Genomic DNA, 18,335 nt, shown 5'->3' with positions numbered 1-18,335 from the left:
ATTATTTGGGACTAAACCTCGAGAATCAGAATTCAAATCGTCTAATGGAACCCTTCACCAGGTTCATGATCTAGGGAGCAACGATGATCAGTCAAAGCAAATCCAGCTTTACCGCAATACTCTTATCAATATTCCTATTGCAGGGCTGTTCGGATGACAAGCAGGTCGTGGAAGAAAAACCATTGCGGCCGGTTAAGACCATGACCATCGGCGCGGCAGGAGAGGGTAACTGGCGCGAGTTTCCTGGCGCTGTGGATGCTGCCCAGAAGGCGGAGCTTGGATTTCGGGTATCCGGAAAGCTTAAGAGCCTCAAAGTGAACGAAGGTGAAGTGGTTAAGGCTGGAGATGTCATTGCCGAGCTGGACGATACGGATTTTGCCATTCAGCTGAAAAGCCGTCAGGCGGACTATCAGCAGGCGCATGATGACTTTCTCCGGGGTGAAGCGTTGATTGAGAAAGGCGTGATTTCCCAGTCTGATTTCAGCAAGCTCAAAGCCCAGGATGTTGCCGCCCAGTCAAACCTGGAAGCAGCGAAGCGCAATCTGGAATACACCCAGCTAAAGGCTCCTTTCAGTGGCCGTATAGCTGAACGTTACGTTGAAAATTACGAAGAAGTTTCTGCAATGCAGCCAATTTATGCACTGCAGGATGTTTCCTCCCTGCTGGTAAAAGTGGATATTCCGGAAAGCTTGATGATTCGCGCTGACGAAGGGCAAGACCCGGAAGTGGAAGCATTGTTTTCCGGTATACCCGGTGAGAAATTTCCCCTCACCCTGAAAGAAGTTTCTTCCCGGGCTGACCAGACAACCAAGCTTTTCAGCGTAACTTTCAATATGCCGGCCACGAATAAATACAACATCCTGCCGGGCATGTCAGTGACCGTAAGAGGCCGGGCGCCGCAGGTTGCTGACGAATCCGGATTGATATATATACCGCCTCATGCTGTTCAGGAAGACGAAGGCGGGCGTTATGTCTGGATTGTGAAATCCGCTGAGAACTCGACCGGAATTGTGGAGCGTCGGGAGGTTACTACCGGGCAACTTCAGAATAAGGGGATTGTGATTCTTTCAGGCCTGGAAGAGGGTGACGAGCTGGTGATAGCGGGTATGAGTAAGATGCATCCCGGTTTGAAAGTCAGGTTATCCATGGAGGGTACCAAGTGAATATCACCCGGCTTGCGATCGAGAACAATCGCTTGACGATTGTTCTTCTGTTAGTCGTCATGGTCGCCGGCACCATGACCTTTCTCAAAATGCCCCGCGCCTATGACCCTGGTTTTATCGTACGGGCAGCTCAGGTGATAACCTACTTTCCCGGTGCCAGCTCGCAGCGGGTAGAAGAGCTGGTTTCTGCTCAGATTGAAGAAGCGGTCAAGGAGATTCCGGAACTGGACTATGTTAAGAGTGAGTCCAGAACCGGGATTTCCATCGTCACGGTAAATATTAAGGAAAGCTACAAAAATATGCGCCCCATCTGGGATAACCTTCGGAGAAAAATTGAAGGTATTACCCCGGATCTGCCGAGTGGTGTGGTCGGGCCATTTGTGAACGATGAATTCGGTGATGTGTTCGGCATCGTGATGACCATCACTGCCGAGGGATTCAGCTATGCCGAACTGGAAGACGTTGCGGATGATGTCAAAACCGAACTGTTGCGCTTTCCTGATGTCGCTAAAGTGGAAATCTGGGGAGATCAGGAAGAAAGAATCTTCGTAGAGTACAACAATTCCAGATTGTCGGAACTTGGCCTCTCACCGAATCAGTTATCCCAGGCACTGGAGTCCCGCAATATCATCATTTCAGGGGGATCTTTTACCCTGGGGCATGAAAGTATCTCCCTGGAACCCAGTGGTAACTTTGAGTCGGTGGAAGATATCGGGCAGACGATCATCAATATCCCCGGTACAGATCGACTGATGTACCTCAAAGACATTGCCCGTGTATACCGTGGCTATGTGGACCCTCCCAGTTCCATGCTGCATTCCTCAGGGCAGTCTGCCCTGGCGGTCGCAGTTGCCATGCGTGAAGGCGGCAACAATATCGAGCTGGGTGAACAGGTCACCGGCATGATGGATAAAATGCTTCCGCAATATCCTTATGGCATCGACTTCGATTTAGTCAGCTTCTCGCCGAAAGAAGTGGACAATAAAGTCAGTGATTTTGTTTCGAACCTGCTACAGGCCATTGTGGTGGTTTCTGTGGTGATGTTATTCAGTCTCGGCCTGAGAACAGGCTTGGTGGTTTCCACACTGATTCCCTTGTCGATGCTGCTGGCATTTCTGGTGATGTCCTACTTCGATATCGGCCTTGATCAAATCTCCCTGGCGGCACTGATCATTGCGTTGGGCATGTTGGTGGATAACGGGATCGTGATGGCGGAGAACATCATGGTGCAGATGGAAAGTGGTAAGAAAGCCATCGATGCGGCGATCGATTCTGCCACTGAGCTGCGAGTCCCTTTGCTAACAGCTTCTCTCACCACAATTGCGGCATTCCTGCCGATCTATCTGGCGGAATCCAATGTAGGGGAGTTTACCGCATCGCTGTTCAAGGTGGTGGCAATTACGCTACTGGCTTCCTGGACCATTGCCTTAACCGTAGTGCCAATGCTTTGTGTCTATTTCTTGAAGGTGACCAAGCAAGGCGAGAGTTTTGATTCTCCTTTCTATGTGACCTATCGCCGCATTCTGAACACACTACTGCGTAATAAGGTTCCCACGCTGGTGGTGACGGTTCTGGTATTTATTGTGGCCATGAAAGGGTTCAGCTATGTGCCGAAGATATTCTTTCCCCCGTCGGATCGTGATTACTTCCAGGTAGAACTGAAATTACCGGAAGGTACGGCCATTGAGGAAACCCAGTTGGTTGTGGACGATATCGAACGCTATATCAACGACGATCTGAAAGTAAATGAAAGCCGCACGGATGGCGTGGTCAAGTGGGTCAGCTACATTGGTAATGCAGGTCCCAGAATCATCGCGTCCTACAACCCAAAACCCAATAACAACAGTTATGCCATGATCATTGTGACGGCCAGCGATCCGTTATTGGTACCGGAACTGATCGATAAGTTGAGTCGTTACGCCTGGGACCACCATCCTGACCTGGAAGCGACCATCAAGCCCATGGCAAACGGGCCCTCTGTGAATAATCCGGTTGAGATCCGCTTGAGCGGAACGGATTCGGACCTCCTGTTCAGTCGGGTCGCTGAGTTAAAGGAGAAAATGAGGGAGATTGGTGGTCTGACGAATATTTCTGATGATTGGGGACAGCGGATCAAGAAGCTGGTGATACATATCGATCAACCCCGAGCATTGCGTGCCGGTGTGACCAGTCAGGATATTGCCGTGTCACTTCAGGGAGGCATCAGCGGTCTGGAGCTGACGGAATACCGCGAAGGTGAAGACATTATTCCTGTGATATTCCGGGTTGAAGGCTCCAGCCGGAAGAATATCAGTGAAGTCCAGTCGCTTTCCGTGTATGTGCAATCCACCGGTCAGTCTGTTCCTCTATCCCAGGTGGCTGACATCGAAGTGGTATGGGATACCGCGACCATATTCCGTCGCAACGGCCTGAAAACCGTCGCCGTAGGCGCTCAGCTTGAAGGTGAGATCACAGCCGCAGAAAAGTTTGCAGAGTTAACCCCCTGGCTGGAAGAGCAACAAAAGCACTGGGGAACCAGCATGAAGTTTGAATTGGGCGGCGAGCAGGAAAGTTCAGGCAAAGCCAACCAATCGATTGTGGATAAACTACCTCTGGCGGGATTCGTCATATTGATCCTGATGGTGGGACAGTTTAATTCCATGCGCAAAGCATTCGTCATCCTGACGACCATTCCTTTAGGGCTGATTGGGGTTGTGGCAGGTTTGCTGGCTTTGGATAGTGAAATGGGCTTCATGACCTTCCTTGGTATCATTTCCTTGGCGGGAATTGTGATCAACAACGCGATCGTGCTGCTGGAACGAATAAAATTGGAGCTGGATGAGGGCGTGGAGCATGCCCAGGCGATTATCAATGCCGCTCAGCAACGAAGTCGCCCCATCCTTCTGACAACAGCGACAACAGTACTTGGATTGCTACCCCTGTACCTGGGCGGCGGACGTATGTGGGAGCCCCTGGCGATTGCCATTATGGCAGGTCTGCTGTTCTCAACCATCCTCACCCTCTGCGTAGTGCCTGTGCTCTACGCGACTTTGTATCGGGTGCGGTTCTAGAAGGTCTGATCAGGGGACAGAACTTGTCCCCTGATAGCTGACTGCAATGAAGGCGATGCGGTAGAAATAGATTCTGGAGTGAAGAGTTAAAGTAGGTTTCAGTTAAATTTCTATGGCGCTCCTGAATTGAGCAAATCCCCTGGCACAGCCGGGGCCTTTCTGTTAACCATCTCATGTAGCCTGGCTTCTGGATCACACCCTGTCAGAGAAGTCGGGCGAACATCCCCGGAAATGAATTTTGCAGCAACCTGCGATGAACAGGCCGACGATCCCAAGACATCATGGGATACCTGGAACGATACAACATAGCTGTTCGAGAAGTTTGACTGGAAATCAAGAACGTCTTCAAGCGGAGTAATGGTGTCGTACTCGCCCTGAAGAAAGAGGGTGGGGATAGATGTTTTTACCGGCTCTGCTTCAATGGGATCTCCTGCAATGACATTCATCTCTTCACAAAGATCTTCATCTACGGGAATCATGGTTAGAAGGGACTTTATCTGGCTGTCAGGTAAAGAGGCCAAATCCTTCTTAATCTGTTCAAAATCGGTGAATGGGCGGGTCTCATAGCAATAATGGCTACTGAAGCTTAGGTCTCCATAAGTCTCATCCAGCTCAAAAACAAAGTAGTCCACCAGATAGGGCATGATCGAGGAGGTATCCTGGTGTTCCAGGTCCCGGATAATAACCGGCAGCTCGCGGAAGACCTGGGTGCCGTACAAGCCTTGAACGATGCTCGACATAAATCTTGTCCCGTTGAGGACAACCTTGAAGTCTGAATCTTCACCCATAAAGTCGAGCTTTACATTAAGCGGCTGGTCATTCAGCTGATTGAAGAGCTTCCAGAAACGGGGCTGCAGGTTGTCGATGTCCACATCACAGTCTTCGGAAGCGCTGCAGTAAGTGAATAACGAATTCAACGGCCCCAAAGTCTTTTCCAGGTAACGATAGTGGCCTTTCAATTGAGGAAAGGCAGCGCTGTCGAGCACCATGGTTTTTATGGACTGGGGATATTCTCTGGCGATGATCTGGGCATAGATGCTGCCATAAGACACCCCGATGAGATTCCATTGGTTCACACCGACAGCTTTCCGCAGCATTTCCACATCCTGGGCAACCGCGAGGCTGTTGTAATGAGAAAAATTGATTCCCTGGGATTTGAACTGGCGGATACATTCCCGATAATCGTCCTTACTCTCTTCATAATCGTCGAGGATGCTTGTGTTTCGTTGCCACCGAAAAAATTCGTTATCGGTGTATACGCTGCAATTTAGCAATGGGTCTGCCAGACCAGCTCCTCGAGGGTCCATGACAATCAGTTCGCGGCTCTGGTCCAGAGACATTCCCCGGTGAATATCCAGGAAATATTTCATTGATTCCGTATCATCCAGGTACATGGCTGATCCTGGTCCACCGGCACCAAGATGCAACACGGGGGCTACTTTCCTGGAATTCCCTTCAGGTCTGAATATAGCCACCGGAAATGAAATGGGCTGGCTTTGTGGATCGCTATGATCCTCTGGAACATACATGCGATAGCAGCCGCTATTGGGCCAGACTTCATCTTTATTAAACCAACAGGGGACGGGGCTCAGTAAGCTGCTAAAAAATTCAGGTGAACCGTCAATTGAAGAGGGAGGCGAAGATTGGGCAGGGGCATACTGACCGTGCAATAGAAAGAATAATAGAACTGGAATGTTCAAGTATTTGACTGCCATACAGCTATTCCCGTGTCAGATGAAAACCCCTTAATTGCTGCAAATCATAGGTGAAATATAATCTGTCACAAATAGCTGAAATGATAATGGGCCAGACGGCATCCGATACCAGGCCCATTTCATAAGAGGGTTACTGCACCAGAGCAACCTGGTTGCTATCAATTTTCAACTCAGCCAATTTATTCAACAGTTGGCTGATATTTTCTCTTGCTGAGCCCTCATTTGCTAGTCTCAGGCGCTCTATAGCGATAAATGAATCGCCTACTGTGGCGGTGTAGGGAGCTTGTATAGATTGCTTGAAGATTGATTTGCCGGTTGCTTTCTCAGTCAAGGAATACTCCACAAGGGTGATGACTTCCATATCCAACCCTAGCAATGGTTGATCTACGCTGATCAGGTTTGCTGTTAATTCGTACTTGGTTTGGTCTTCTGAGCCAAGCAGGTTCTGTTGATGGAGCGACTGTCTGAGAGCGCTGGTAAATTCTGGATTGCCGATTTCAGATGTCCAGAGAGGATTGGTGGATTCGCCACCTTTAACGTCCGTTAGCTCGATGGAATGTTGCAGGTTTTTGTCATAGTTAAGATGCCCGGAGGCTACCATCTGGTCTACCCTGGCAGGGCTGGCGCAGCCGAACATTAATGAGGCAACAAAGGCTAAAACGGCAAGACGTAAGATTTTCATCAATTATCCTTAATAACTTTGAATGGGTATGGAGTGCCTTAAAAGTTCAGCACTTCAATATGATAGATTATTTGGGATGAAATGTTGCGTTTAAAGTTGATCGACCAGGGTATCGGTATTCTTAGGAAATGATGTGGGTCAGAAACCTGACGGTAACTGACCCAGGATAGCTAAAATGGTTTATTTCAGTTCAGTTGCTAGACCAGTTCGTGGTAACTCGTCCTTCTCCAATCCAAACACGCCTTTCACCACTTGCCAGGAGAAGGCAAACGCGCCAACGATAAACACCACATCACCGAAAGTTCTGACCCAGCGCAGAGTTTCCAGAAGGCCCGATTGCATGAACGCTTCGCTACGAGCGTACCAGAGGCCTTCGCTGGTGCTGGCGTAGAACTGAATCAACCCGATAGGGAGAAGGCTGGTGGCAATCATCAGCACCACTCCGGCATTTAACCACCAGAAACCGGTTTTCATCAGTTTCTCACTGAACACCAGTTGTGGGCGGATGTAACGCAACACCAGCAGGGTGAAGCCCAGGGCAAGGAATCCGTAGACACCAAAAAGCGCGGCATGGGCGTGCACCGGTGTAGTGTTGAGTCCTTGCACATAGTACAGCGAGATTGGCGGATTGATCATGAATCCAAAGACCCCGGCACCCAACATGTTCCAGAAAGCTACTGCGATAAAGCACATCAACGGCCATTTCAGTTGTTCCATCCAGGGGGCACTTTTACGTAGCCGCCAGTTCTCCCAGGCTTCGTAACCCAACACGATCAACGGTACCACTTCCAGCGCGCTGAAAGTCGCTCCCACCGCCATGACCGGTGTGGTGGTGCCGGCAAAATACAAGTGATGGAAAGTGCCGGGAATACCGCCAAGCATGAACAGCGAGGCAGATGCCAGACTGGCGGTGGTGGCCATGCGCTTGGACACCAGTCCCAGGGAACAGAAGATGAAGGCCAGAGCCGTAGTGGCAAAGACTTCAAAGAAACCTTCCACCCAAAGATGAACGACCCACCAGCGCCAGTACTCCATGATCGAAATATGGGTGCGCTCACCATAGAAGAACGCTGAACCGTAGAACAAGCCGATGGCGATTACAGAGGCTGTCAGCAATGCCAGCAGGTTTTTGTCGCCTGGTTGTTTCAGGGTATTGGTAATGCCTCGGAGCATGAGAACCAGCCAGAACGCGACCCCCAGGAATTTCCCGATCTGCCACAAACGTCCCAGGTCCACATATTCGTATCCCTGATGGCCAAGCCAGAAGTTCAGCTCAGGCGGCATGATCTGGGCAATCGCGAGCCAATTACCGGTAAATGAACCGACGACAACAAGCACCAGTGCCCAGAACAGGATATCCACACCCAACTTCTGGTACTTCGGATCCTTACCACCATTGATAATGGGAGCGAGGAATAGACCTGCTGCCAGGAACCCTGTGGCAATCCAGAATAAGGCACTTTGGATATGCCAGGTACGAACTAATGAATACGGGAACCATTGGGACAGGTCCAGGCCGTAGAACTGCTGGCCTTCGACGGTGTAGTGAGCGGTAAAACCTCCCAGGAGTACCTGGAAGCAGAACAGCGCCACCACCAGAAACAGGTATTTGCCAAGCGCCCGTTGGGAAGGTGTTAATCGAACCAGGGACAAAGGATCCTGAAGCGGTGCTTTCAGATCTGCATCTTCTTCTTTGTGAAGGAAGGACCAACCCCATACTAAGCCGCCAATACCGGCGATCAATAAGACGACGCTGATAATTGACCACATGATGTTCTCGGCAGTGGGGCGGTTATCGATCAGCGGTTCGTGCGGCCAGTTATTGGTATAAGTCGCTGTTGAGCCGGGACGCTCTGTTGACGCAGCCCAGGACGTCCAGAAAAAGAACGCGGTCAGGTCTTCCCTGCGCTCAGCGCTGGGTAAGGTGTTCTCCTTCATGGCATAGCTTTCACGGGTGCCATGAAGTTCAGGTGCATCGCTGAACAGGCGTGAATAATAGTCCGCAGTGGCCTGTATCGCCTGTGCACGACGCTCACTGATCAACACGGTATTGCTCTCGGTTTCGAGTGTATTGTGTCGATACTCGGATTTTAATCGATGCTGCAACAGAAACTGCTGTTCTTCATTGAGCTCTTGATAGTCAGTACCGAACTCTTCCTGAGCTGCCAGCTCCAGCCAGTTGGTCAGTTCTCGATGCAGCCAGTCTGCAGTCCAGTCAGGGGCTTGGTAGGCTCCGTGCCCCCAAATGGAGCCCAGTTGCATACCCCCCACGGATTGCCAGGCGGTCTGTCCGTCCAGAATGTCCTCGTGGCTGAATAGCGCTGAACCCTCCGTAGTGGCAAAGCTGTCTGGAATCGGCGGCGCCTGGCGATAAACTTCCTTGCCGAAATATCCCAACAGGGAAAAAGTGATGGCCACAACGATCAAAAGCGTCCACCACAGTTTTTTGTAATTAGCCATGCTGACCTCCCAAAGCATCCACGAACAGGATGTTGTTCTCCAGGTGAATGTGCTGCATGAGATCGTCGCGCAACTGATTCAATCCGGCATATAAGGCTCGCCATGTATTGCAAGCTCCTTTAGGAAGTTGAATGTCATTGGTCAAAGCGGCCAGCGTATCCAGCGCTTCGCCATGCTGATCATGCTCGAATCGCATGACGGAAACCGGGCCGTTGACCTGCATGCCGCCGATACCTTGTTGCAGTAGAGGAAATAGGACGTTCTCCTCTTTCAGCATATGGCTTTCCAATTCGTTGAGCATATTGGTCAGGTGGTCGGCCAGTCCCACTGGGCATTCCGGACGCTCACCGTGAACATGCTCCACACGGCGGGAGAGATGGATGAGCTCCGGTAGTTGTTCCCGGTGGCGTGCGTGATAGCGCCTTAAAATATGGTCTATCAATTGGTTTCTCGGGGCTTTGGACCAATCCAGACCTTTTGTCGGTTCGTCCTGCAAGGCGGCCAGCTTTTCCAATACCGGCTCCGGATCGATCCCCTTTTCGGACAGTGCATCCTTGAGCGGATGCTGGCCTCCACAACAAAAATCCAGTCCATACTCTCTGAACAAGCGGGTAGAGCCGGGGATATTACGTGCTACCCAGCCAACAGATTGATCAAGCAATGTCATGGTGAACTCCTCGTGTTGATACATTGTCTGTGTTGTTAATCTATATATGGCAAGGCATGTGCCATGTTTTAAGTTGTTGAAATAAAATGATTATAATTTTGATGTGGTAATTATTACCCTAATCGGGTAGGGTGTTTATTACCCTAGATAAGGTATTTTTAACCATGATCGAATCCGGACTATTGGCTGACCTGGTGACCGAGTTGCCTCAAGGTATTCGTCTGCAACGGCTGGTGGGGGCTATCCGTGCAGAATTCCGCTCTGGTGCGGTGGCGTTATTAAGACTGGATGGCGATGATCTGCGGCCGGAAGCCACGGTGGGTCTGGTCCATGAAACCCTCGGCAGACGGTTTGTTGTCGGGCAACACCCGCGACTGGCCGCGATCCTGGCAGATCGTAAACCGGTGTGCTTTGACCACGATTCAGGGTTGCCGGACCCCTACGACGGGCTGTTGGAAAGTTGTGTGGGGGAGCCTCTGCCGGTGCATGATTGCATGGGAGTCAGCCTGTTTGTGGAAGGGAACCTCTGGGGAGTTCTGACCCTGGACGCGATGGAACCGGGGACGTTTGATGCCAAAGCCCAGGAATTACTGGCACGTTATACCCTTCTGATTGAGGCGGCAATCAGGATCACCAGGCTGGAGCAGGAGCGGCGCAATCTGACAATACTGCGTCAGGATACTCAGGCAAATGGCTCTACCGTTACCGACAGCGACGAGATACTTGGCCACAGTCCGGTGATTGCCAAATTGCTTGCGGAACTGGATGTGGTGGCGGATTCTGAACTACCGGTGTTACTGACTGGCGAGACAGGTGTCGGTAAGGAACTGTTTGCCAGAAGGGTTCACACCCACTCGCCAAGAAACAAGGCTCCCCTGGTTCATGTGAACTGTGCAGCGCTGCCGGAGAGTCTGGCCGAAAGTGAGCTATTTGGCCACATTAAGGGAGCATTCTCGGGGGCTGCCACTGAGCGGGCAGGAAGGGTTGAGGCCGCCAATGGTGGGACCCTGTTTTTAGACGAAGTTGGTGAATTGCCGCTGACCGTGCAGGCTAAACTTCTCAGAACTCTCCAGAATGGTGAAATCCAGCGTTTGGGGGAAGATAAACCCCGTCGCGTTGATGTCAGGATTGTTGCTGCAACCAATCGTAATCTGCAGGATCGGGTTCGGGACGGAAAGTTCAGGGCGGATCTCTATCATCGCCTCTCCGTTTATCCCATTCCCATTCCGCCATTGAGGGAACGTGGCAACGATGTACTGGTGCTTGCCGGCCACTTTCTGGAACTCAATCGCGCCCGGTTGGGGGTGCGCAGCCTTCGTCTGTCTCCTGCGGCGGAGCAGGCCGTATTGAAATATCCGTGGCCTGGCAATATACGCGAGCTTGAACATGTGGTTAGCCGGGCGGCACTGAAAGCCATTAGTCATGGAGTGGATCGAAATACCATTCTGACGCTGGATCCTGTGTTGCTGGATTTGGAGATTGTTGATCCTCCGGTGACTACTGAAACCCTCGAAGAGAAAGCGCCTGGAACCTTTTCTTCCGAGATCGCAGGTTCACTTCGTTTGCAGGTGGAGAATTGTCAGCGGCAAGCTGTTCGTGAGGCGCTGGAAAAACATCATCACAATTGGGCGGCGGCAGCGAGAACACTTGAACTTGATCCCAGTAACTTACATAAGCTGGCCCGCAAGCTTGGTATGAAATAGCCTGAATATGGCTAAATCATGATCTCAATAGAAAACAGCTAAATGGAAGATCTGCTGGATCTAGGAGTTGCTAGATCGAAAATTAGCTAGACGGAATAACTGCCAGATGGAAGATCTGTAAGATGAAAGAACTCTAGGTGGAGGAATTGCTGAGTAGATCGCGATAAAGTGAGTCGGCATCCCAGTGTGTTTTAGTCCCTTTTTCGGCCTGATGTACCAGTTCCACCAGTCTTTTATTCACGGGGGCTTCCACTCCAAGGTTTTGTGCCAGCCTGACAACCTCGCCGTTAATCCAATCGATCTCAGTTTGGCGACCGGCCTGCAGATCTTCCCACATGGAAGAGCGGGCAATAGGGTCAATGGCCAGCATTCGTGAAGCCAGCCGGGTGAACAGCCAGTCTGGGAGTTTCATCACTTTGGGAATCCAAGGGGTTGGTACCGCCGTCAGACGAATCGTATCAATCCCTGCCTGACTTAATAAATGCAGTGTTTCCTGTTGGGCCAACGCCAGACAACGTCTGAACCCTCTCTGTGATAGCTGTTCCTTTAATGGAATATCAGACAGGGCATTGATTGGATTATTCAGGTTGAGCAATAGCTTGGACCACATGACTGAGGTCATGTCAGCACACTCTTCGATAGGAAGTCCGGCGTTATCGAAAACTCCGATAAACGGCGACAAAGACGGGTTTTTCTGGATGGCCAGGTGTCCCTCTGTACCCTGGTGAAAATGCCCGGGAGATTGCTGAAGAACGTTGAACGGTACCATTCCAGCCAGGACCGTGCACTGGGGTAATTTGCGACGCAAGGTGTCGGCATTGGATATCCCGTTTTGCAAACTAATGACCAGCGTTCCTGGTCTAAGTACGGGGGCAAGAATATCTCCGGCTTCCCCGGTGGCGGCTGACTTTACCGTAACCAGCACCAAGTCTGCGTTGCAGGCTTCTTCAGCGGTCAGATGGAATCGTTCAGCGGGTAGGGTTATTTGCTGTTGATATCCGAGATAGTCGGATACGCATAATGGGGATTTTTCCAGAGTCTTGCGTAGTCTTTCGCGGCCAATCAGATGAAGATCGGCTCCTGCGGCTAGCAAATGACCTCCGACATAACACCCAATACTACCGGCGCCAAAAATGAAAATACGGGGTGAGGAGGTTGTGGGTGTCGTATGGTTGGCAGGGGCGTTTGTCATGGTGTAACCCGCAATACATTGAGATCAGGTAAACGCCATACTGTAACGCAGGCTTCTGTGGGAGTTTGTCAAAAGCCCGACAATCTCCCACAGAAGTGGGTAGGATTCGTCAGGAAGATTCTTTTAATGCAGCTTCAACAGCAATTTCAACTTTCCATCCGGGAAGGGCCAATCCGGCCACCTGGATACAGGCTCTGACCGGTGCGTGTCCTTCCGGTAACCAGGCATCCCACACGGCATTAAAAGCGTCATAGTCAGCCATATCCGTGAGGTAGATTGTGGCCATCAGTAGATGAGCCTTGCTGCTACCGCCTTCTTCAAGCATTTGTTCCAGATCGTCAAGGAGGCCCTGGGTCTGGCTGGTAATATCGCCGTCTTCTGTTGGTGGGATATCTACCAGGCGAAGTACGCCATTGTAGGCGACCATATCGGAGGCGCGGGTGGTGATGGTATGTCTTGTAATTTTGCTCATATTCGAAACTATCTTACCAAGCCTGTGTCAGGGCTCATTCAACTTTGGGGGCAAATCGTCGTTTGCGTTTTACCACAACGGGTTTGGTGGCGGAAGAAACATCTCCTACAGGTCTGCTGTTGCGTGCAGCAGCGTTACCCAGTCCTGACTCTATGGCTTCCATACCTTCACGGATCAGACGGACCATTTTCAGGGAATCCATACCTTTGGGAACATGGCGGGGAGTTATCTGTTGCACCTGACCGTGGGATTCTGTAAACGCGAGGGTTAAACCGGTTTGATGTTCCGCAATACCGGTGTTGCGGTCGACTGTCCATGCCTGAGACATTGTTTATCCTGCCCTGTTGGGTTAATTATGTTAATTTATCGTTGTTCGGGAGCATATCTAATTGCACTTGCAAACCCAACCTAAAAATATGCCATTCTAGGTATATTTTTTTGATCATTTCGATCGGCTTTTCCATCCCTCTTATTTATCAATGTTTCATTATGTATCCACTTTGTTTACTTATGTTTTTCGCTTGTGACAAAACTTCACTTCCGTAGATTGAAGACTGGATTTCGCAGCGGAAAATGATTCGGGAAAGGGAAAGGGAAAGGGAAAGGGAAAGGGAAAGGGAAAGGGAAAGGGAAAGGGAAAGGGAAAGGGAAAGACCTAAGAAGAAGGGCCCGGAAGTTTCCGGGCCAAGGTCGAGAGCATTAGATTATTTAGGCTTGGCCATACCGGTAAGGACGACCAGCTTTTTGCATGGAAGAGTTGTAGGCTTTGAAGATTTCCACAACCCGTTTGCAGCGGGGGCTGGTTTCTGCGATTTCGTCCCAGAACTTCAGTGCTTCAGCCTCCACGGTATCCCACTCGGAATCCGGAATGGAGGTGAGCTTCATTTTCGTGCCCTTGGTTCGCAGTTTGGCCTCTCCACCCCAGTACCAGTGCTGGCGATAGTAATGAGAGCTGTCCATGCAGAGCTTGAACAGAGCTTTCAGGTGTTCAGGTAGTTCGTTCCAGCGTTCACTGTTGGCAAAATAGGAACCGCACCAAGCGCCTGAAATATTATTGGTCAGGAAATAACTGGTGACGTCGGCCCAACCTACGGTGTAGTCCTCGGTAATACCTGACCAGGCAATACCGTCGAGTTCACCGGTCTGCATAGCGACTTCCACATCCTCCCAGGGCAGGGTGACAGGGACAACGCCGAAGCGGGAAAGGAATCGACCGGCAGTTGGGAAGGTAAAAACCCGTTTACCTTTCAGGTCCGCAAGACTTTTGATGGGCGCCTTTGTGGCGAAATGGCAAGGGTCCCAGGCACCGGCACTCAGCCAGGTTACGCCTTCGACTTCACCGTAGGCTTCAGCCCAGATTTCATTCAGGCCCCACTCGTTGAACAGCACTGGAACATCCAGGCTATAGCGGGTGGCGAATGGAAAGTAACCTCCGAAAACGGCCACATCTACCGGTGCCGCGATGGAGTCGTCATCCGACTGTACCGCGTCGATGGTGCCTCGTTGCATGGCGCGGAACAGTTCGCCGGTTGGCACCAGCTGGTCCGCAAAGTACAGCTCGATTTCCATCTCGCCGTTGGCAACTTTGTTGAAGGCGTCAATTGAGGGTTTGATGACGTGTTCAGCCAGGGCTGGACCGGCATAGGTCTGCAAGCGCCATTTGATTTTGCTTTTGGCGTGCACTGCCGGTGCGCCAATTGCAGCAACACTGGCACCGGCTATACCGGCTGCGCCTGCTTTTTTAAGAAAGTCACGTCTGTTGGTCATGTTCTGGTTCCCCTTTGCATTTGTTTCGTTGAAACCCTACCGCCGGGTATGTGTTTTTTCCTCTCTGCCAGTGTCTTCCTGCGTTGTGCAAGCATAGAAGATTGGGAAAGGTCTCTTTACAACTAAGCCGCGTACCTCATTTCAACAGTTCTTATTTTTGGCAGAAGGTTTGATCGATAACCTATAGCCGATCTGAAGGAGCCGACTGTCCGCAGTCTTCCTTCACTGGCCTTCCCTGGTGAGTTCGCATCCAATCGTCTTCCTGTCCCTAAATCTCTGTTCTTTAATAAATACTCTTTCTCTAGTGAAAACTTTGTTCTCTGGTTGATGTTCTGTTCTTTAACTAAAGCTCCACCAGGCCTAGTAGCCTCCGTTTCCGTAGTGCTGGTCCGGCAGCCACATGGCAATTTCCGGGAAGATCATGACCAGAGCCAGGGCAATAGCCATGATCACCACAAACGGAATGATGGAGATATAAATGTCCTTCAGACCAACCTCCGGTGGTGCCATCGCCCGCATCAGGAACAGGTTGTAACCGAAGGGAGGAGTCATGTAAGCGATCTGGCAAGTGATGGTATAGAGCACGCCATACCAGATCAGGTTAAAGCCCAGAGCGTCCACAAGAGGGACATACAGTGGAGCCACGATAACCAGCATGGCCGTGTCATCCAGGAATGTGCCCATGAGCAGGAACGAAAGCTGCATCAGGATCAGGATCTGCCAGGGGCTCAGGCCGAGCTGATCGAGGAAAAAACCTTCAATGGCGCGGACGGCTCCCAGGCCGTCAAAGACTGAGCCGAAGCATAATGCGGCCAGGATAATCCACATGAACATGCAGCTGATCCCCAAGGTCTTGCGGACCGTTTCTTCCATGACCTCGCGGGTTAAGCGGCGCTTGATAATGGCGGCGGCAGTTGCGGCAAGTGCGCCTACGGCAGAGCTTTCCACCAGACTGGTAATGCCCATCAGGAACAGGCCCGTCATCAGAAAGAAAATCATCAGTGGGAGGATGCCCGCGTGCAGTAACTTGATCTTCTCCTTAAATGGGATATCGCGTTCTTCCTTTGGCAGAACAGGTCCCAGTTCGGGTTGCAGGTGGCAGCGAATCACGATGTAGACAATGAACAGGCCAGCCATCAGAAGACCGGGAAATACGCCGGCCAGCCAAAGCTGTCCCACCGGTTGCCGGGCAATCATGCCATACAGCACCAGAACCACACTCGGCGGGACCAGAATGCCCAGGGAGCTGCCTGCCTGAATGACGCCGGTGACCATGATCTTGTCGTAGCCTCGTCTGAGCAGCTCCGGCAAGGCGATGGTGGCACCGATGGCCATTCCGGCGACACTCAGTCCGTTCATGGCCGAAACCACCACCATCAGGACGATGGTGCCAATTGCCAGCCCGCCCCTGAGGGGGCCGAACCAGACATGGAACATCTCATAAAGGTCATTGGCAATGCCGGACTCCGATAACATGAAGCCCATGTAGATAAACAGGGGAAGGGTGAGCAGCGGGTACCACTTCATCAGTTTCATGGCCGCTGAGAAGCCCATTTCAGAGCCTCCGGTACCCCATAAGGCGAGCGCAGCGATAACAGCGACAGATCCGATAGCAGCGAAGACCCTTTGCCCGGTCATGAGCATCAGCATCATCGATGCAAACATCATCAGAGCAATCATTTCATAACTCATTAGAGCTCTTCCCCTCTAATTTTGGCGATATCTTTAAAGAGCATGGCAATGGCCTGGAGTAGCATCAGGAAGATACCGATACAGGCAATGATTTTGATCGGCGCCATGTATGGCCGCCAGGAGGAATAGCTTCTTTCTCCATACTGCAGCGCGTAGTCAGTACTGGAATACCCGCCGTAAAGCAGGATGATGAGATAGAAAATCAGAAAGAGAATGGTAAAGCAGTCTACCCACGCTTTGGTCTTGTCGGACCAGTGTCCGTAGAGGAGATCCATGCGCACGTGGTCACCGAGCTGCATGGAATACCCACCGCCCAACAGGTAATAGGCCACCATGGTGAACTGGGCCATTTCCAACGTCCAAAGGGACGGAACAAAGAAGGTTTTGGATATGGACGAATAGAGCAGGATGCCCATCATGGCGAAAATGAGGTACATCGCGGCTCTGCCCACAATTCGGTTAACGGCATCCACGTACCGTACATAGGTTCTTATAAAGTTGGGCATGATGGCACTTCCGTAATTGTCTGCCTTGTGAGGGCGACATTTGATGGGTGTACATCTTTGTACATAATCTATGTTTTATGTACATTTATGTACAAAGCATAAACATGCTTAATCCCAAAGTGCAAGAAAAAATTGAATTTCACGAATCAATTGAGCTTCCGACAGAGGGTGCCGGAAGCCTCAAAAGTGAGAAGAAAAAAGGGAGGTCAGGGAGTGGATGTAATGGTTTCTAAATCCATTTTTTCTTTTTCAGATAGACAAGCTCCAACAGGCAGAGCACAACCAGGGCTATTGAAAACCAAATAAACGCATGGGGAGACTCCACGCCAGGCATTCCGCCGATATTGATGCCGAACAACCCGGTCAGTATCCCCAGGGGCAGCGCGACGGCCGCCACGATGGACAGCAGGTACAGATTGCGGTTGAGGCGGTCGTTCATGGCGGCATTTAACTCGTCTTTGATGACCTGGGCGCGTTCTCTCACGCTGTCCAGATCCTCGCAGTAACGGGTGAGCCAATCTCCCACCTCAATCAATCGGCGGCGGCAGAAGTCATTCATCCAGGAAAGCTGGCTTTCCCTGAGGTAACTCACGACGTCCTTTTGAGGTGTAATATAGCGCCTCAAGATCATTGCCCGTTTACGAATATCCAGTATGGATTCGCGGACGTTCTCGTTCTGGCTGTGGAAGACTTCCTCTTCCAGTTTATCAGTCTCTTCCACCAGTCCGGTCACAGCAGACTGCATGTGATCATAAAGTTCCACGCAAACGTCAGTCAGCCATTCCCCGGCATCTTTGGGGCCCTTGTTTTGGGTGAATGACTCAACAATATCCCTAAGCGCTTTTAATGGACGTCGGCCGGCCGAAATAATGCTATTTTTGGTAATCCATATACGTAGGGACACCATATCTTCCGGTTCTGCCCCCTGATTCAGGTTGACGCCCCGCAGGATGATCAGCGCGGTATTTTCGTTATCCACAAGACGAGGGCGGGTTTCATCCGCCAGCAATGCTTCGCTGACGAGCGCATCCAGTTGCATTATCTCTAACAGGAACTGCTCAGCATCAGGATGAAGTGTATTGATATGAAACCAGGTCAGTTCACTGGAGGCTATCGCCTGGCGTATGGCTGAATCTGATTCGGGAGTCAGTTCTGTTGCTCCCCCTACACTGTCGAGGCGGAAGCTATAGATAATCGGTGTCTGGTTCACTATCGGAATCCCTGCTTCTAAGTGAGCTATTTAACGGGGTCTAAGGGGCTCAAGCC

At 51.0% G+C, this 18,335-nt stretch carries 14 protein-coding genes; 3 read left to right on the top strand and 11 right to left on the bottom strand.

What is annotated here, in order from left to right; translation table 11 throughout:
- Positions 1–83: 83 nt before the first annotated feature.
- Positions 84–1,163, top strand: a complete 1,080-nt coding sequence (locus BTA51_RS05595; protein WP_094706433.1) for an efflux RND transporter periplasmic adaptor subunit — start codon at positions 84–86, stop codon at positions 1,161–1,163.
- Positions 1,160–4,213: an efflux RND transporter permease subunit gene (locus BTA51_RS05590; protein WP_094706432.1), complete on the top strand. Its 3,054-nt coding sequence runs from the start codon at positions 1,160–1,162 to the stop codon at positions 4,211–4,213. Before BTA51_RS05595 ends, BTA51_RS05590 begins: the two co-directional genes overlap by 4 nt.
- Before the next feature lie 110 nt (positions 4,214–4,323).
- On the opposite strand, the gene BTA51_RS05585 is transcribed toward BTA51_RS05590, so the two are convergent.
- From BTA51_RS05585 to ytfE, 4 genes are all read right to left on the bottom strand, one after another.
- The gene (locus tag BTA51_RS05585; protein ID WP_094706431.1) at positions 4,324–5,928 is read right to left on the bottom strand and encodes an alpha/beta fold hydrolase; all 1,605 of its coding nucleotides are present in this window, start codon (positions 5,926–5,928) and stop codon (positions 4,324–4,326) included.
- A 130-nt stretch (positions 5,929–6,058) separates the two neighbouring features.
- Positions 6,059–6,610 (bottom strand): hypothetical protein, encoded by a 552-nt coding sequence (locus BTA51_RS05580; protein ID WP_210404770.1) that lies wholly within the window; start codon positions 6,608–6,610, stop codon positions 6,059–6,061.
- Positions 6,611–6,790: 180 nt separating this feature from the next.
- Complete coding sequence (locus tag BTA51_RS05575; protein WP_094706430.1) at positions 6,791–9,070, bottom strand: nitric-oxide reductase large subunit; 2,280 nt, start codon at positions 9,068–9,070, stop codon at positions 6,791–6,793.
- Entirely contained in the window at positions 9,063–9,737 is a 675-nt protein-coding gene (gene ytfE, locus BTA51_RS05570; RefSeq protein WP_094706429.1) for an iron-sulfur cluster repair protein YtfE, read from the bottom strand. The genes BTA51_RS05575 and ytfE overlap by 8 nt, the downstream gene beginning before the upstream one ends.
- 164 nt (positions 9,738–9,901) lie before the next feature.
- On the opposite strand from ytfE, the gene norR reads away from it, so the two are divergent.
- The gene (gene norR, locus BTA51_RS05565) at positions 9,902–11,440 is read left to right on the top strand and encodes a nitric oxide reductase transcriptional regulator NorR (RefSeq protein WP_094706428.1); all 1,539 of its coding nucleotides are present in this window, start codon (positions 9,902–9,904) and stop codon (positions 11,438–11,440) included.
- 133 nt (positions 11,441–11,573) lie between these two features.
- Here the strand turns inward: norR and BTA51_RS05560 are convergent, their stop codons facing one another.
- The 7 genes from BTA51_RS05560 to BTA51_RS05530 all read right to left on the bottom strand — a co-directional run bounded on the left by BTA51_RS05560 (position 11,574) and on the right by BTA51_RS05530 (position 18,279).
- On the bottom strand, positions 11,574–12,632 hold the full coding sequence (locus tag BTA51_RS05560) for a 2-dehydropantoate 2-reductase (protein WP_094706427.1): 1,059 nt from the start codon (positions 12,630–12,632) through the stop codon (positions 11,574–11,576).
- A 109-nt stretch (positions 12,633–12,741) separates the two neighbouring features.
- Entirely contained in the window at positions 12,742–13,104 is a 363-nt protein-coding gene (locus BTA51_RS05555; RefSeq protein ID WP_094706426.1) for a RidA family protein, read from the bottom strand.
- A 34-nt stretch (positions 13,105–13,138) separates the two neighbouring features.
- Positions 13,139–13,432, bottom strand: coding sequence for a hypothetical protein (locus tag BTA51_RS05550; RefSeq protein WP_094706425.1), 294 nt, complete (start codon positions 13,430–13,432; stop codon positions 13,139–13,141).
- 380 nt (positions 13,433–13,812) lie between these two features.
- The gene (locus tag BTA51_RS05545) at positions 13,813–14,871 is read right to left on the bottom strand and encodes a TRAP transporter substrate-binding protein (protein WP_094706424.1); all 1,059 of its coding nucleotides are present in this window, start codon (positions 14,869–14,871) and stop codon (positions 13,813–13,815) included.
- 360 nt (positions 14,872–15,231) lie between these two features.
- A complete protein-coding gene (locus BTA51_RS05540; RefSeq protein ID WP_094706423.1) occupies positions 15,232–16,563 on the bottom strand; it encodes a TRAP transporter large permease subunit in 1,332 nt (443 codons plus the stop codon).
- Positions 16,563–17,069, bottom strand: a complete 507-nt coding sequence (locus tag BTA51_RS05535; protein ID WP_094706422.1) for a TRAP transporter small permease subunit — start codon at positions 17,067–17,069, stop codon at positions 16,563–16,565. The genes BTA51_RS05540 and BTA51_RS05535 overlap by 1 nt, the downstream gene beginning before the upstream one ends.
- Positions 17,070–17,298: 229 nt before the next feature.
- Positions 17,299–18,279 (bottom strand): zinc transporter ZntB, encoded by a 981-nt coding sequence (locus BTA51_RS05530; RefSeq protein WP_094706421.1) that lies wholly within the window; start codon positions 18,277–18,279, stop codon positions 17,299–17,301.
- Between the last annotated feature and the right edge of the window lie 56 nt (positions 18,280–18,335).

The sequence above is a fragment of the Hahella sp. CCB-MM4 genome (genome assembly GCF_002260525.1).
GTDB lineage: Bacteria > Pseudomonadota > Gammaproteobacteria > Pseudomonadales > Oleiphilaceae > Hahella.
Note: the sequence above shows the minus strand (reverse complement) of the source record. Positions and strands in the feature narration are given on the sequence as shown.

Excerpts from the sequence above, each read along its gene's own strand:
- BTA51_RS05575 (WP_094706430.1), bottom strand. The coding sequence starts at position 9,070 with ATGGCTAATTACAAAAAACTGTGGTGGACGCTTTTGATCGTTGTGGCC.
- BTA51_RS05585 (WP_094706431.1), bottom strand. The coding sequence starts at position 5,928 with ATGGCAGTCAAATACTTGAACATTCCAGTTCTATTATTCTTTCTATTG.
- norR (WP_094706428.1), top strand. The coding sequence starts at position 9,902 with ATGATCGAATCCGGACTATTGGCTGACCTGGTGACCGAGTTGCCTCAA.
- BTA51_RS05535 (WP_094706422.1), bottom strand. The coding sequence starts at position 17,069 with ATGCCCAACTTTATAAGAACCTATGTACGGTACGTGGATGCCGTTAAC.
- BTA51_RS05580 (WP_210404770.1), bottom strand. The coding sequence starts at position 6,610 with ATGAAAATCTTACGTCTTGCCGTTTTAGCCTTTGTTGCCTCATTAATG.
- BTA51_RS05560 (WP_094706427.1), bottom strand. The coding sequence starts at position 12,632 with ATGACAAACGCCCCTGCCAACCATACGACACCCACAACCTCCTCACCC.
- BTA51_RS05550 (WP_094706425.1), bottom strand. The coding sequence starts at position 13,432 with ATGTCTCAGGCATGGACAGTCGACCGCAACACCGGTATTGCGGAACAT.
- BTA51_RS05555 (WP_094706426.1), bottom strand. The coding sequence starts at position 13,104 with ATGAGCAAAATTACAAGACATACCATCACCACCCGCGCCTCCGATATG.
- BTA51_RS05545 (WP_094706424.1), bottom strand. The coding sequence starts at position 14,871 with ATGACCAACAGACGTGACTTTCTTAAAAAAGCAGGCGCAGCCGGTATA.
- BTA51_RS05540 (WP_094706423.1), bottom strand. The coding sequence starts at position 16,563 with ATGAGTTATGAAATGATTGCTCTGATGATGTTTGCATCGATGATGCTG.
- ytfE (WP_094706429.1), bottom strand. The coding sequence starts at position 9,737 with ATGACATTGCTTGATCAATCTGTTGGCTGGGTAGCACGTAATATCCCC.
- BTA51_RS05595 (WP_094706433.1), top strand. The coding sequence starts at position 84 with ATGATCAGTCAAAGCAAATCCAGCTTTACCGCAATACTCTTATCAATA.